Origin of the sequence: Bifidobacterium olomucense, from assembly GCF_012932375.1 — a bacterium.
Classification (GTDB): domain Bacteria; phylum Actinomycetota; class Actinomycetes; order Actinomycetales; family Bifidobacteriaceae; genus Bifidobacterium; species Bifidobacterium olomucense.
The window spans coordinates 469,958-483,907 of the sequence record NZ_JAAIIG010000001.1 but is presented as its reverse complement, the minus strand read 5'-3'; the positions used below and the strand labels follow the sequence as shown (position 1 = coordinate 483,907).

Annotated in this window: 10 protein-coding genes; 1 reads left to right on the top strand and 9 read right to left on the bottom strand. The window is 56.7% G+C overall.

The genetic code is table 11. The annotated features are described in order from the left end of the window. The first annotated feature begins 126 nt into the window (after positions 1-126). Complete coding sequence (locus G1C97_RS02045) at positions 127-408, top strand: HU family DNA-binding protein (protein WP_094667237.1); 282 nt, start codon at positions 127-129, stop codon at positions 406-408. A 123-nt stretch (positions 409-531) separates the two neighbouring features. Here the strand turns inward: G1C97_RS02045 and G1C97_RS02040 are convergent, their stop codons facing one another. The 9 genes from G1C97_RS02040 to G1C97_RS02000 all read right to left on the bottom strand — a co-directional run bounded on the left by G1C97_RS02040 (position 532) and on the right by G1C97_RS02000 (position 13,948). After that, complete coding sequence (locus G1C97_RS02040; RefSeq protein ID WP_169240259.1) at positions 532-3,114, bottom strand: glycoside hydrolase family 2 TIM barrel-domain containing protein; 2,583 nt, start codon at positions 3,112-3,114, stop codon at positions 532-534. 361 nt (positions 3,115-3,475) lie between these two features. Next, positions 3,476-6,676: a beta-glucosidase gene (locus G1C97_RS02035; protein ID WP_169240258.1), complete on the bottom strand. Its 3,201-nt coding sequence runs from the start codon at positions 6,674-6,676 to the stop codon at positions 3,476-3,478. Between the two features lie 55 nt (positions 6,677-6,731). Beyond that, positions 6,732-7,400, bottom strand: a complete 669-nt coding sequence (locus tag G1C97_RS02030; RefSeq protein WP_240950954.1) for a hypothetical protein — start codon at positions 7,398-7,400, stop codon at positions 6,732-6,734. Continuing rightward, on the bottom strand, positions 7,384-8,994 hold the full coding sequence (locus G1C97_RS02025) for a family 43 glycosylhydrolase (RefSeq protein WP_169240257.1): 1,611 nt from the start codon (positions 8,992-8,994) through the stop codon (positions 7,384-7,386). The genes G1C97_RS02030 and G1C97_RS02025 overlap by 17 nt, the downstream gene beginning before the upstream one ends. Before the next feature lie 124 nt (positions 8,995-9,118). Then, entirely contained in the window at positions 9,119-10,510 is a 1,392-nt protein-coding gene (locus G1C97_RS02020; protein WP_169240256.1) for a sensor histidine kinase, read from the bottom strand. Beyond that, positions 10,507-11,232, bottom strand: coding sequence for a LytR/AlgR family response regulator transcription factor (locus tag G1C97_RS02015; RefSeq protein WP_169240255.1), 726 nt, complete (start codon positions 11,230-11,232; stop codon positions 10,507-10,509). Before G1C97_RS02015 ends, G1C97_RS02020 begins: the two co-directional genes overlap by 4 nt. Positions 11,233-11,324: 92 nt before the next feature. Continuing rightward, entirely contained in the window at positions 11,325-12,842 is a 1,518-nt protein-coding gene (pafA, locus tag G1C97_RS02010; protein WP_169240254.1) for a Pup--protein ligase, read from the bottom strand. Then, positions 12,842-13,045 (bottom strand): ubiquitin-like protein Pup, encoded by a 204-nt coding sequence (locus tag G1C97_RS02005; protein ID WP_169240253.1) that lies wholly within the window; start codon positions 13,043-13,045, stop codon positions 12,842-12,844. The genes pafA and G1C97_RS02005 overlap by 1 nt, the downstream gene beginning before the upstream one ends. A 42-nt stretch (positions 13,046-13,087) precedes the next feature. Beyond that, positions 13,088-13,948, bottom strand: coding sequence for an inositol monophosphatase family protein (locus G1C97_RS02000; protein WP_100496125.1), 861 nt, complete (start codon positions 13,946-13,948; stop codon positions 13,088-13,090). Positions 13,949-13,950 lie beyond the last annotated feature (2 nt).

Sequence of the window (13,950 nt, the reverse complement as noted above, 5' to 3'; positions counted from 1 at the left end):
TACAAAACGGGTAAAAAGTTGTGAAAACCCTTATAAATCGCGGGTTTCGGCAGATTCATGCGCTATCATCATGTGATGACGCGGACAAGCGGCAGTGCTTGTCCCCTGACCCAAGAAGGATGCTTTATGGCATACAACAAGTCTGATCTCGTCTCGAAGATCGCCCAGAAGTCTAACCTGACCAAGGCCCAGGCTGAGGCTGCTGTCAACGCCTTCCAGGATGTGTTCGTCGAGGCTCTGAAGTCCGGCGAAGGCCTGAAGCTCACCGGTCTCTTCTCCGCCGAGCGTGTCAAGCGCGCTGCTCGCACCGGCCGCAACCCGCGCACCGGCGAGACCATCAACATCCCGGCTTCCTACGGCGTGCGCATTTCCGCCGGCTCCCTGCTGAAGAAGGCTGTCACCGAGTGACCCTTCGCTCATAGCGAGCATTAACAGAGACGACAACGAATGGACCCTGACCACGATGGTCGGGGTCCATTCGTATGTGCTGCATGCTCGAAAGGCTACGGAGTCTGCCGGCCAATCAGCCCATCAGCCAACCGGAATGGCAAGTGATGCGGTACGACCGCCGTCGCTCACCGTGAGGCCGACAACATCACCAGGGGCGGCGGTTTCAGGAGCCTGTACTACAGCGAGCGCTTCACCATAGTAAGTGTCCGTCACGCCGGTCACGAAACTGCCGGTATTATAGGGGGCCGCACAACCGAAACCAAGCAGGATGCCGCCGTTGACCGACGCGCGCAACGTGCCTCGTTCAAGGGGTTTGGTAATGCCGTGCTCATCGGTGTACCGTACACGTACAAAAGCAAGATGCCCGGGAGCGACGGTTACCGGTTCGTTGGCGGCGATTGGCCCAGCATGACCGTTACCGCACGATCTGCCGGCACCCGACCACTCGACTTCGGCGGCCAGCATAGTATGCTCGGACGCACTGGTCAGTGACGTACGCCCGATTTCATGGCCGGAAGCATCGTAGGAGACCGCTTCGATTATGCCCGGCCGCCAAACGACTGCGAATAGCGCGAGGCAGGTATCGTTCAGTTCCTTGCGATCCACTTCCTTGCCGTTGATCAGCAATGCCACCGATGCGGCGCGCGCGTACACTTCAACATTGGCTTTGGCTCCCTCGCAGCCGTTCCAGCTCCACGAATCGCGGGCACCGGTCATTTTCCACGAACTGGGCGAATGCTTGCGATCGGTATGATTGACCGGGCTGACGGCAATGTACGGACCAGGCTCGGCTTCCAACGCCACACGGGTATACAGCGCCTCACCGAGCGGTTTGCCAGTCAAATCGAGGCGTCCGGACCCTGCGGTCAGCCAGCCGAATTCAATGTTCAGACTGGCGTAATCCTCATACTCCCAAGCGCCTACGCCGGCTTCACCAAGATAATCGATTCCGGACCATACAAAGTCGCCGATAAGACGCGGATTGTTTTTGACGAATTCACGGAACCGGTAGGCGTCGTTGCAGAAGGTCTCAGAACCGAGGATGAGCCGGTCCGGGTACTTCTTCAAATCATGGGCGTACCGTTTGATGCCGTAATTGTAGCCCGCAATGTCCATCCGTGCGAAGGCATCGCGCGTAACCCAATCGCACATGGGCAGGGTGGCCATGGTTTTCATGAAACCGGCACCGAGTTTGCTGGTCATGGCATTGAAGAACTCACTGCCGACAACGTTGCGCTTGTGCACCATTTTCCCGGCGGCGCGACGCTTTTGCGCGACTGCGGCCTCTTTGGCGGCTTTGTTGTCCGAAAACTGACCGATGCCGATGGACGTGAGGAAATTAAAGAAGATGTTGATGCCGCAGGTCACCGGACGGGTCGGGTCGAGGCGGTGCAGAAAGTCGGTCATGTCGCCGGCGAGCGCAATTCCGCGCTTTTGGGCGGTCTCCCCCACCTCGTTGCCGGTGGAGTACATGATGACACTCGGATGGTTGCGGTCCTTGACGACCATATCCGTCAGGTCGGCCTTCCACCACTGGTCGAAGTAATCCACGTAGTCGTGTTGGGTTTTATGGATGTACCAGTGGTCGATGTATTCGTCCATGACGAGCATGCCGAGCCGGTCGGCCGCGTCAAGCAGGGCCTTGGAGCAGGGATTATGGGCGGAACGGATGGCGTTGTAACCGTTGGCTTTCAGCAAGGCGATTTTGCGTTCTTCGGCATCCGCATAGGCGCAGGCGCCGAGTATGCCGTTGTCGTGATGGATGCAGGCACCTTGGACGATGACGCGCTTGCCGTTGATGGTAAGACCGTCACGTCCCCAGGCAAGTTCGCGGATGCCGAACGTGACGTCTGTTGCGTCGGTGATGGTTGGATCAGTGGCGGAAACGTAAGCAATGTGCGCGGCGTACAGGTTCGGCTCGTCCGGCGACCACAGGCGGGCGTTCGGGATATTGAGGGTGATGGTGGCTTTGTGCTCGCCGTCAGCAACCGTTTGAGGGGGCGACTGGATGGTATCGCCGGAAGTATTGGAATAGTCATCTCCGGTCACGTCGAACGTGCCGGCGCTTACCGTTGGGAGTTGCTCAATAGCGATGGAAACTGCGCCGGGGGCGGTGGTTTCTACAGTGAATTCGACTTGTGCCGGCTCGGTGCCATTCGGTGAGTCTGAGCCGATGGAAACGGTGCGTACGGATACGCCGTCGAGCTGAATGTGATCGTGTGGGGCGACCCATAGCGTCACCGGACGATAGATGCCGGCACCGGAGTACCAGCGGGAGTTGGGCTGATCGGCGTTGCGCGCGATGACCCGGATCTCGTTCTCTCGGCCAACGATGAATCGGTCGGTCACGTCCACTGTGAAGTTCGTGTACCCATACGGGCGGAATATGGCCTGTTCGCCGTTGATCCAGACTTCGGCATTGTGATACACGCCTTCGAATTCGAGAATCATCGTCCGGCCGGCAAGCTCAGGGCCGGGGGTGAACCGACGCACGTACTCATAGTCCCGGCCCTCGAACCATCCGGAGTTCACCCCACTGACCGCAAGCGGGGTGCGCGCCTCGCTGATCATCGCGTCATGCGGAAGCGTCACCGGAACAAACGCTTCATCCGAGACGTCGAGATGGCGGTAAGACCAATCGTGATTGAATTCGATGGCGTGCATGAGGGCTTTCGTTTTCTCTATGTTCTACACAGTGTCGAATACGGCGGCATATTACACACTGTGGTCAATTGCTCATGATGCGGGGATATAGAACAGCATATTCGCGCCAATCCATAATACTTCTAATACCCCGCAAACCGCAGCAGCGAAAAGTCCTCCTGCGGCAGACCGTTTCAATATGGTCCACAGCGTGAAGCGGCCGGGACAGGTGCCCGGAGGAAACACCCATCCCGGCCGCAACCGGAGGAAGAGGAGAAGGATAGAGCATCAAGCAGGTTATCAGGCCAAATGCAGAGGCATATCGACTGTCAACCTATGCTCCTTGTTGAAAAACCGATTTGTTCTAAGTAGTGGATTAACCTCACTTTCCGCTTCTTTTGCTCTTATAATTTTCAGGGTGAAGTTTCTCGTCCTTGGCTCGGCGCAGAGTCATAATGACTCCTAGTACTACACCAGCTGCAACAATCGCATCCACAGCATATACTCCAAGACGCCACGGTGAAGTTCGGTAATACATCTTTCCACCGGGAACGAGATTATTGGTCTGTGCGGAGTTGGCCATAGTGTATAGCGTATTTTTCACCGCACGACGAAGTGCAGCCTTGCCTGTAGCTGTGCCGGTTGACGTGTATTTGCCCGGGCTCAGCGTCTTGTCAATCATATGCTGATCAACGCCGGCACGCACCATACGGTTCACCGCAACATTGTCGTGCGGGCCGTTGCCTTGATCGTAATCAGTGATGACAAATCCTTGGAAGCCCCACTCGTTGCGCAGCACATTCGTCATCAGGTTGTAGTCATATGCAGTCCACAAACCACCGATGCCCGACCAACCGCTGGTCATCATACAATCAGCAGCCCGCATGGTCTTCGTGGATACGGTGCCCTTGTCATCGGAAATATACTTGATGGTTTTCTTCGCTTCCTTAACCGCGATCTCAAACGGCTTCAAGTAAATCTCGCGTACAGTCTGTTCTGTAGCCCATGAAGATGGAATCCAAGAGCGCCATTCTTCTTGCTCGATCATGGCGAAATGCTTGAGTGCACAATACGTACCTTTATCGCCAGCACCAGAGATAACCTGCGCGGCCATCTTACCGGAAACCAACGGATCCTCGGAATAGTATTCGTAATTGCGACCCGAGAACGCGGACCAATGCATGTTCACCGCAGGTGCGTACCAACCACCACCATTTATGAAGTAGTTTTCCTCTCCGACTGCGGAGCCCATTGCATAGGCGAGCTTGACATTGAAGGTTTGCGCCATAGTCGTCTCCGATGGGAATGAGCAGGCATTCACCCAACTGTTGCCGGAGTTGTCGTTCAGCGCTAACCCCTGAGGGCCATCATGTTCGGACGTGGCCGGCTTGCCCACGGAATCAAGTTCACCAGATGCATAACCGTTGGCGAACAGCGCAAGGTTAATCTGATCGTCGTTATAGTCAAGCTGATCAAGGAGATTGTCCCACCGCTTGTCGTAATAGCTTAATCCTCGCATGTTTGACATGGTTAAGCCGTTGTCTTTGCCAGATGCGGGCGCATCTTTCTCAGCGACGTAGACTTTGCTGTCTTTGTCGTTGCCGATGGTCGGATCATTATCTTCGTCCCATTCACCATTGCCGAAATTCTCGCTAGTGGCATACCCGTAATCCAGCCACTTCTTGACAGTGTCACTGGCTTGCCGCGTTTCGTCGGTGGGTGCGGAAGGCTGCGTATTGTTCCAATCGGCGCGGGTAAGGATGGTGACATCGTGACCAACCGAACTATCGGTCATGTACTGGTTGGCATGTTCAAACTGATTCGACGCGGCAACATATGTTGCATTAGGATTCTCTTCAGTCCGAGCCGGCGTATCTGTCGTCGTGCCATCATCTTTGAGTTGCGACTGCGCGGTCTTCTCGGATTCGCGAATATTGCCGTCCTTGCCGTTGTACCAGACTGTTTCAGCGATATTGGTTGTACGCTCATCGAGGACATCATGACTGTCGGCGCGCAGAGTAATGGCATAGTCACCCTTTTCCAACACATAGGAGCCGGTGGTGCCATTACCATTGGCATGCGTATAGCAGTAAGACGCCATATCCTCTTTATCAAAGGTCAGGGTGACGGTTTCAGACGCGCCAGGCTGTAATTCTTCGGTCTTGCCAAAGGCAATAAGGTTAGCCGTCGGCTTTTCGATGGAATTGTCAACATCGAACTGCGTATAGGGTGCTTTATAGTAAAGCTGCACAACCTCCTTACCGGCCACATCACCGGTATTCGTCACCGAAACGTCAACCGTGATGTCATTACCGGAATCATCATATTTGACAATTTCCTGTTTGAAGGTGGTGTACGACAAACCATAACCGAACGGATATACCACACCGTTATCGCGGTTATAGTAAGAGTCAGCTTCTCCCGCTGGCAGGTTTGAGGATGTGAAATATCCTACATCAGAAGCGGTTTCATACCAGCGATACCCCATATACACACCTTCTTCGTACTCACGGAAGGGTGCTTTAAATTCCGCACCGCCAAGATACTGAGCCAGCCAAATGTTTCTGGTATAGCTGGTGTTTTCATAATCCGACATGCCTGTGCCATTATCGAAATTGGCATATGTTGGACCGGTGGTCAGATCGGCAACGAACGTATCAACCGTACGTCCTGACGGGTTGACCGTACCATTGAGGATTTTGCCAAGCGATTTGAAACCGAGTGCACCAGGAGTGGCAATTTGCAGAATCGCGTTAATCTGATTGTCATCCTGCAATTCAGGAACCTGCATAGTGTTTGTCGAATTCAATACGACAACCACGTGTTTGCAGTTTGTTTTCGCGTAGTCGAGCATGTTACGCTCCGCTTGCGTCAATGCAAGTTCATGTGGGGTTCCATCCTCATACTCCAACGAATACAGGTCGCCGCCCTCGCCGGAAACACGTCCGATGAATACGATGCCGACCGTATCCTTGCAAGTTGACGCCACCGATTTCAAATCAGCAACATCGTATTCGGTAATGTTCAGCCCACTGCCAAGAAAAGCCGTCTTCCCGCCTTCACCGCTGGACGCCTTCGGTGCTACTTCGATGGTGACGGCCTTTTTCATCGCGTCCACAAATTTGGTGTTCACGTTGTTGAAGGCTTCCGTGATGCCTTTTTCCGCACTGTAAACGTAATCGGAAGATGTATTGGTGCTGCCCGATCCGGAACCGCTCATCACCGGATTGAGATAACGATAGCCCATAGGCGTAACCGCTGTGGTTGATTTGAGTGGCAACGTGCCATCGTTCTTCAACAACACTTCACCTTCATCAGCAATCTGTTCGGCAATGACCGCACTGTTCTTCAACGCTTCTTCGGAATTAGAAGCATCAAAGTCGTAATAAGAAGCGTCCCATCCCGAAGTTCCCTTGGGATTGGAATATGCTTTCGCTCCCTTACCGAGGAATGCGTCCAGTGACGGGGTGAAATAGTTGGTGACAACGGTCAGTGCAACCGCAAAAATCACGAACACCGACATGATCGGGATGACGATGGCACGGAATATTCCTCCGCGCATTCTGAGTTTCTTCTGCTTCATTGCATATCTCCTTTACTTGTGTGAAATACGGTGTCACCGAGCAATAGAGCTCGATTCATTGCTGCTTGAAAATGAGTTTCATGATTGGGTAGAAGACCCAGAACGAGAGGGTGCAGTTGATGATCATGGTGATGAGGTCGGCGGCGGTGGCACCGGCTCCTCCACCCATCACGTTGATGCACCATCTGTAGAGCGGGGCTTTGTACAGGCCTTGCAGGGCGGCCGCGCCGATGGTGATGATCACGTAGGCGAGCACATACCAAGCTGCGGCCTTCCATACGCTGCCGGTGGATTTGAAGGTCACTTTGCGCTGGGTGATGAAGTTGATCACCTGCGCGATGGCCATCGTCAGTTCCACGGCCAGAAAGTAGGCCAATCCGCCGCCGCCCGCGATGCCGGCCGCATCGGTGGTGCCGATGGCTCCGGCGGCATAGTCGAACACGTAGTATGCGCTGCCGTCGAAATTATGACCGACTGGAAGCACTTGGAAACTCGTAGCGACCAACGGGGTCAGACCGAACAGCCATTTGAACACCGGCATCAATACCAGTTGCAGTACCGTGACCGCATTGCACACGATGAAGAACATGATGAATTCGGCGATGCCATGATGTTCGGCATCGAATCGAGCCCAACCGCGCCGTATGGCGCCGACAGGCCCGCGTCCACCTACCGCCACCGTAGACTGTGCATCTTCCTGTGCATCTTCATTGGCTGTTGTCATTGTTCACCTCCTTGACCTGATCATGAACGAATTCGAACTCAAGAAAATCGATGGAACCGGAGCCGGTGTACCGCAAATACAGCGGACAGGAATGCATGTGGATTTCAACTGGTTTGTTTTGCGCACTCCCCGCCGTGGTTTCGATGCCGTTCGCCCCGTCCGCAGGAGGCAATGACGCTTCCGCCCGGAACGTCTGCCAGCCATCGGCCCTGTTGACGGTAATCGGCACCGTGGAGACGATAACCGAACCAGCCGGATCCAAGGAAACCACGAACGCTCCCTTGGCCCCTCCCCCGCCGCGATGCGCGCGAGCAGTCGCCGAAATGCCGTTCAGAGGCCAAGAATTACCGCAATCAAAGTATTTGAATCCAGCCACCGCACCGTCACGCATGTTAGCGATGTACTGACGGGCGGCAACCGGACCGGCTTCGGCCTTGGCGTCACGTTCGTCCTGTGTGAAATAGGGATGCGCGGCCAGTCGTCTGGCCGGATGCGAGCCGTCGTACCGGCCGGCACCGTCCTTGCTCCACAGGTTGCAGGCGATGCGGGCCTCATACTTGCCGCTTCCCCGCAACGGCCCGCCATTCAAGCCACAACTCGTGACTTCGGCTTGAGCGAACCGCCATTCACCGGTCGCAGCATCAAACGTGGCGTCAAGCCGTTCGGCACAGGCCTGACGGGCGTAGGAGCTGCGATTGGTCTGGCGATGATAAAACGTGTAGAAATCATTGCCGATGCGCAGCATGCCACCGTGCGTGTTGCCGGTGTAGTTCGAGGCGCTGGATTCGTCGTCATGTCCAGGCAAACCGACATCGCCTATGCTCACCAGCGTGCCGCCATAGCGGAATCCGTCAGTCGGAGAATCGGAAACGGCATAGCACAGCTCATGATTGAGCCGGGACGAGTATACGAAGTAGTATTTGCCATCCCACTTGCGCATCGAAGAGGCTTCGAAGAACTCATGTCCCGCGAACGAACCGGGCCCGGTTTTAGGGAACAACAGTTGTTCAGGCGTGCGAATGGTCACCATGTCAGATTCCAGTTCGAGCACATAACCACCGTCGAAGCCCAGCGAACGGAAACCGGTGACCGCGGCGGGCACGGGAGTGTAAAAACCAGAGTACAGATAGACACGGCCGTCATCATCCACGAACACGCCCGGGTCGAAGGGGAAGGAATCGCCTTTGCGTCGCCCCCAAATCGTGCCGTCCGTGTAATGCACATGCCCATAGAACTCGTACGGGCCGGCGGGCGAATCGGCCACCGCCACGCCCATCAGCCCCCAGAAATCAAAGGCATAGTACAGGTAGTAGCGGCCGTCAGGGCCAACTGTCACATCCGGGGCGAACAGGAGCCGCAGACCGAAACTGTTCTTGGGATCCTGACGCTTGCGGTAGATCACACCCTCATAACGCCAGTCAGACAGATCATCCACTGGCGCGGACCAGCAGACATAGTCGTTGACGCAGAACATCGGAGCGCCGAAACGGTCATGCGAACCGTAGATGTACACGCGATCACCAAACACGTACGGCTCGGCATCGGGGATGTACTCCCCTGCCGGAAGATACGGGTTGAAGGCCTGACGTTCCACGATGCGCTCCCTGTCGAGTCCGAAGATGCAACGGATTCAGCAATGAATCTTGATGATTCCATCATCGGGGAAATGACGGCTCAGGAAAGGGCAATTGCACGAACGGTTGGCTTATTGCACGAAATCATCGAGGAATGAGTACGGTCAGGTCGAACCAACCGTCACGTTTGGCGATGGTCAGGGTGCCGCCGTATGTGCCGGCCGTGTGACGGATGCTTTTGAGACCGAACCCGTGGAATCGCTTGTCCGCTTTGGTCGTGGAAGGCAGGTCACTGTCCGCACCGCCGGCCAAGCCATCGCCATCGGCTGGACCGCCGGCCGCATCATCGGACTGCAGATAGTTCTCCACACGAATCAGCGTGAAGCCGTTCACATCCGAAACCGTCACGTGAATCAACCGGTGCGAGGCGTCCGTGATTCGTCGCTCATATTCGATGGCGTTGTCAAGCGCGTTGCCGAATATCGTGCAGATATCCATCTCACTGACCCGGTTCAGCAGCGAGCCGTCCGCCACACAGGTCAATTCGATGCCGTCGCGCGCACATATCAAACCTTTGCCGGTCAGCATCGTGTCCAAAACCGCGTTTCCGGTTTTGAAGCGAGCCTCGTATTCCTTGATGCCATGCTCGATATCGTCCAGATATTCCTCACGTTTGCCGGGATCGGATTCACGTCGCAGCACGGCGATCTGGTGCTTCAAGTCGTGATACTTATGATTGATGACGGCGATGCTTTCCTTGGACTGCTGGTACTGCGCATACTGCATCTGCAATACCGTTCGCATCGAGTCGAGTTCACGCCGGGCGTGGTTTTCGCACAATTGGACATGGAAAGCGTAGAGGAAGGCCACACCTCCGAGTCCGACCAAGGTACGGATGTTGAACACTTCGGTGCCGATGGTGCTGGTGAATGGTGTGGCGGTGGACACGTAGCTCAGATTGCTCAACGTAAACGTCGTAATGACGATAATGGCCGTCACCGTGAGATCCCGTCCGCCCACATCCAGCGCCGCGGCGTTCTGCCCACGTTCAAGCAGCACCACCACGGCGAACACCGCGCCATACATGACGATGAGGAACGGAAGTTCAACCCATGACGCACGCGCAGGCCAACCGTATCGTCCCGACAGGTAGTAGTACAACTGCCATTCGAGCGAAGCGGCGAACTCGGCTATGACGAACGCACGCATCATCCAATACAGGCAGGTCGGCGCTGAGCAGTCACAACACAGACGGATGGTCATCAGCATGATGGCCAACGCCACGGCCATTCCGGGCAGCCACAATGCCACCGGTACCATACCGATACCGATCTGCACTGCCACAAGCGCCGCCAACGAGCCGATCAGCACGACGGTTTTTCGTACATCCGGCATGGTGCGCGTCACCAAGACAATCAACGTCACGCAAGCCAGCCATTCGGCGAGCGCCGTATGCGTTTTGGGAATATCCGGTACTGCGCCCACCGTATTGACGACATCGGCCGCTGCGATGACGCTGAGATCCACGCCGATCATTTGATCACGTTTCCCAAGTAGGTAGTAAGTGCGGTAAGCAGGTCACGTTGTTTGGCCCGGCTGACCGGAATGTGTGCGCCGCCGCCGATCACGGCGCTGCCGTCTTCCACGCCGCGCACATGCGCAAGATTCACCAGAATGCCTTTATTGCACCGGAAGAACGATTCGCCGGCGAGCTTGTCTTCGACTTCCTTCATTGAGGAGGCGGTGGATTCGAATACTCCATCGGCCGTATGGTATGCCAGTCGATGGCCGCTGCTTTCGATCCACAGTATTCGGGAGATCGGCACGCGCATGGTGCTGGTTTTGGAGGTGATGACCAGATATCGCTCTTCTGCGCGCGATCTGGTCTGCATGCGGGAGATGGCGCGACCGAGCCGTTGCGTGAACGCGAAATACGAAATGGGTTTCAGCACATAATCCAATGCATCCACACGGTAGCCCTGAATGGCATATTGGGCCATATTGGTGATGAAGATGATGACCACCTGGCTATCCACTTCGCGGATGCGTTCGGCGGCGGTCATGCCGTCCATGGACGCCATTTCGATGTCCATCAGAATGATGTCCCATTCGGCGCGATAGTTCTCCACGATGTCTTCGCCGTCGGGGAACACCGTGACGTCGAATCGTTCGTGGATTTCCTCGCTGTAGCGGTTCAGATACTCGCGCAGAGTCTGTGCGTAAGCGGATTCGTCCTCCACAATCGCCACACGAATCATATGCCGCGCCTCCTTTGCCGCCGACCGACCCCGTACCGTATCACTGTAATGCACGGCGGCCGGCAGCGGCGGCACAGACACTCAGCAGACGGTCAGCGGCCAAGGAGCGCCATAAGATGCTCGAATTCGGCAGTGGCTTCAGCGCTGAACGGGTCCAGAAGGATGGCTTCGCGGCGTTCGGGGGCGGTGACGGTCAGATGAGTCCAGTGGGCGGAGAACTGGACGCCTGAGGCCAGAGCGGCTTCCACGAACCGTCCGCGCAAGGCGGCACGGGTGTCCTGCGGCGCTTCACGCACCGCACGTTCCACTTCGTCACGGGTCATCAACTGATGCAGCTGTCCACGTGAAACCAGCGAATCGTAGAGACGTCCGTTGGCGACGTCGTGGTAGTCGAGCTCCAACTGTTCCAGTTGCATAGAGGTCACGTCCGGACGGCGGCGACGCAACGCCTCGAACACACGACGTTTGGCGGCCCAGTCCACACGATCGGCAAGCGTCTCGTAATCATGCGCCTCCAAGGCCTGCAGCGCACGGTCCCACTCCCCCAAAATCACGGTCGTCGGCGAATCTGCAGCGACATCTGCAGCGATATCTGTCGCATGCTTCACCATCGACGTATTGACGGCAAACGCGGCGTCCATCGCCTCACGATGATCAGCTACGAACAAAGCGACCGCATGGAAATATCGACGCTGCAATGCGAGCGCGCTCACCGTTTCTCCCGAGACGAGCGGCAACGCGGCATCCGGCGCATCCAGGAACCGGCTGACCGCACGGTTGGCGGAGGCCGGGTCGATAAACGCCCAATCCTCGAATCCGGATGGTTCACCGCGGCGGAACGCCTCTTCGATGACGCACAGCACGAGATGCGTCACCGCAAGTTTCATCCATGTGGCCCATTGCGAACGGTTGGAGTCGCCGATGATCACGTGCAAGCGGCGGAACGAGTCGGGGTCGGCGTGTGGCTCGTCACGCGTGTTAACCATCGGGCGCGAGCGCGTAGTGGCTGAGGAGACGGCTTCATCCAGGAAGTCGGCGCGCTGCGTGATCTGGAAACCGTCCGGGGTTATGCGGCCTGCGCCCGTGTACAGCTGACGGGTGATCAGGAACGGCAGCAGCTGGTGCTCCACGGCTTCCAACGGTACGAAGCGACGCACCAGATAGTTTTCATGGCAGCCGAAAGCATGGCCGGCCGAATCCACGTTGTTCTTGAACACGTGGATAGTGGCATGCTCGCCGTATGTCTCGCGCAGTTTGGCCTGCGCCTTGCCGGCGAGCCCGCGCATCACCCGCTCGCCGGCAAGATCCTGCGCCAATGCCTCATGCGGGGCGCGCGCCTCGGCAGTGGCGTATTCGGGATGGGAGCCGACGTCGAGATACAGTCGGGATCCGTTGGTCAGGTAGGTGTTGGTGGAGCGGGAGCGGGAGACGATGGGCTGGAACATGGTCATGGCCACCTGTCCGGCATCCACGGGCTTCTCGGCTCCGGTCACTGCCACACCGTATTCGGTTTCCACGCCGAAAATACGGCAGAACCCGTCCATCTCAGCGGATGGCACGGGTTCTGTGGCGTGGAGGGTGCGAGTACCGCTGTCACGCAGTTGGGGCATCACTCGCCGCCTTTTTGCACGAAGCTGTTGACGTATTCCTCGGCATTGGTTTCCAGCGTGGACTCGATATCGTTCAGGATGTCGTCCAATACGTCGGACTGATCCTGAGTTTGGTCCGTGCTTTGGGGAGCGGACTGGGCGAGCACGTCGTCTTCGCGGGTTTCCTGCGTTTGGGATTGGGGCTGTTCGAATTGCTGTGGCATGAAGGTCTTCTCGATGTCTTATTGGTAAAGGCTCAGTAGGGACTATTTCAGATACTGTTTGAGTTCACGACCGATCAGGCCATTGGTGGCCACCACGTCGTTGTCATGACGCCAGTGGATGCGTTCACCGTCCCAACGGCTGAGCGTACCTTGCGCTTCCCATACCACCACGGTGCCGGCCGCGATGGCGGGAATGTCCCACACGTGCAGCATCGGTTCGAAATAGGCGTCGTACGTACCGTCCGCCACCTTGCACAAATCGAGAGAAGCCGGACCCACACGCTTGATGTCGGCCGGACGTCCTGCCAGCGAAGAGGCCACCTCCAACGCGCGGCGGGATTCGTCGGGAATGAAGGACATGCCGTAGCTCAACACGGAACCATCCAGCGACGAGGTCATCGAGGGAACGACCTTGTCTCGCTTTTCGCCCACCGTAGTCTTGTGGATGCGCACGGCGCCTGCGCCCTTGGCCGCCAAATACGTGAGGCCCAGAGCCGGGGCGTGTACCACGCCGATAATGGGCTTGGGCTCGTTGTTCTCATCGAATTCGAACAATGCGGCGGTCAGCGTCCATTCGCTCATGCGACGCAGGTAATTGATCACACCGTCGATTTTGCCGATGTACCAGTAACGCTGGCCGGGGCGGCTGGAGGCCGGACGAGTGGTCCAGAAGCCATCGAAATGAGCGATGTCCGCAAGACGGGTACTCATGAAGCGCAGGATCTTGCCGTCAACCTCAAGTTTGGTGCGGGAATCCGCGACCTTGACATCACTCGGCTGCGCAATGCTACGCGGATTGAGCTGGGCCTGCAAGGCATGCTGGCCAGCTTCCTCAAGTAGGCCGGCGACTTTGAGCGCCAGGCCTCGCAGATACTGTGGAGTCTCTTCGCGTGTTTCTTCCATAA

Excerpts from the sequence above, each read along its gene's own strand:
- G1C97_RS02035 (WP_169240258.1), bottom strand. The coding sequence starts at position 6,676 with ATGAAGCAGAAGAAACTCAGAATGCGCGGAGGAATATTCCGTGCCATC.
- G1C97_RS02030 (WP_240950954.1), bottom strand. The coding sequence starts at position 7,400 with ATGACAACAGCCAATGAAGATGCACAGGAAGATGCACAGTCTACGGTG.
- G1C97_RS02040 (WP_169240259.1), bottom strand. The coding sequence starts at position 3,114 with ATGCACGCCATCGAATTCAATCACGATTGGTCTTACCGCCATCTCGAC.
- G1C97_RS02015 (WP_169240255.1), bottom strand. The coding sequence starts at position 11,232 with ATGATTCGTGTGGCGATTGTGGAGGACGAATCCGCTTACGCACAGACT.
- G1C97_RS02005 (WP_169240253.1), bottom strand. The coding sequence starts at position 13,045 with ATGCCACAGCAATTCGAACAGCCCCAATCCCAAACGCAGGAAACCCGC.
- pafA (WP_169240254.1), bottom strand. The coding sequence starts at position 12,842 with ATGCCCCAACTGCGTGACAGCGGTACTCGCACCCTCCACGCCACAGAA.
- G1C97_RS02045 (WP_094667237.1), top strand. The coding sequence starts at position 127 with ATGGCATACAACAAGTCTGATCTCGTCTCGAAGATCGCCCAGAAGTCT.
- G1C97_RS02000 (WP_100496125.1), bottom strand. The coding sequence starts at position 13,948 with ATGGAAGAAACACGCGAAGAGACTCCACAGTATCTGCGAGGCCTGGCG.
- G1C97_RS02020 (WP_169240256.1), bottom strand. The coding sequence starts at position 10,510 with ATGATCGGCGTGGATCTCAGCGTCATCGCAGCGGCCGATGTCGTCAAT.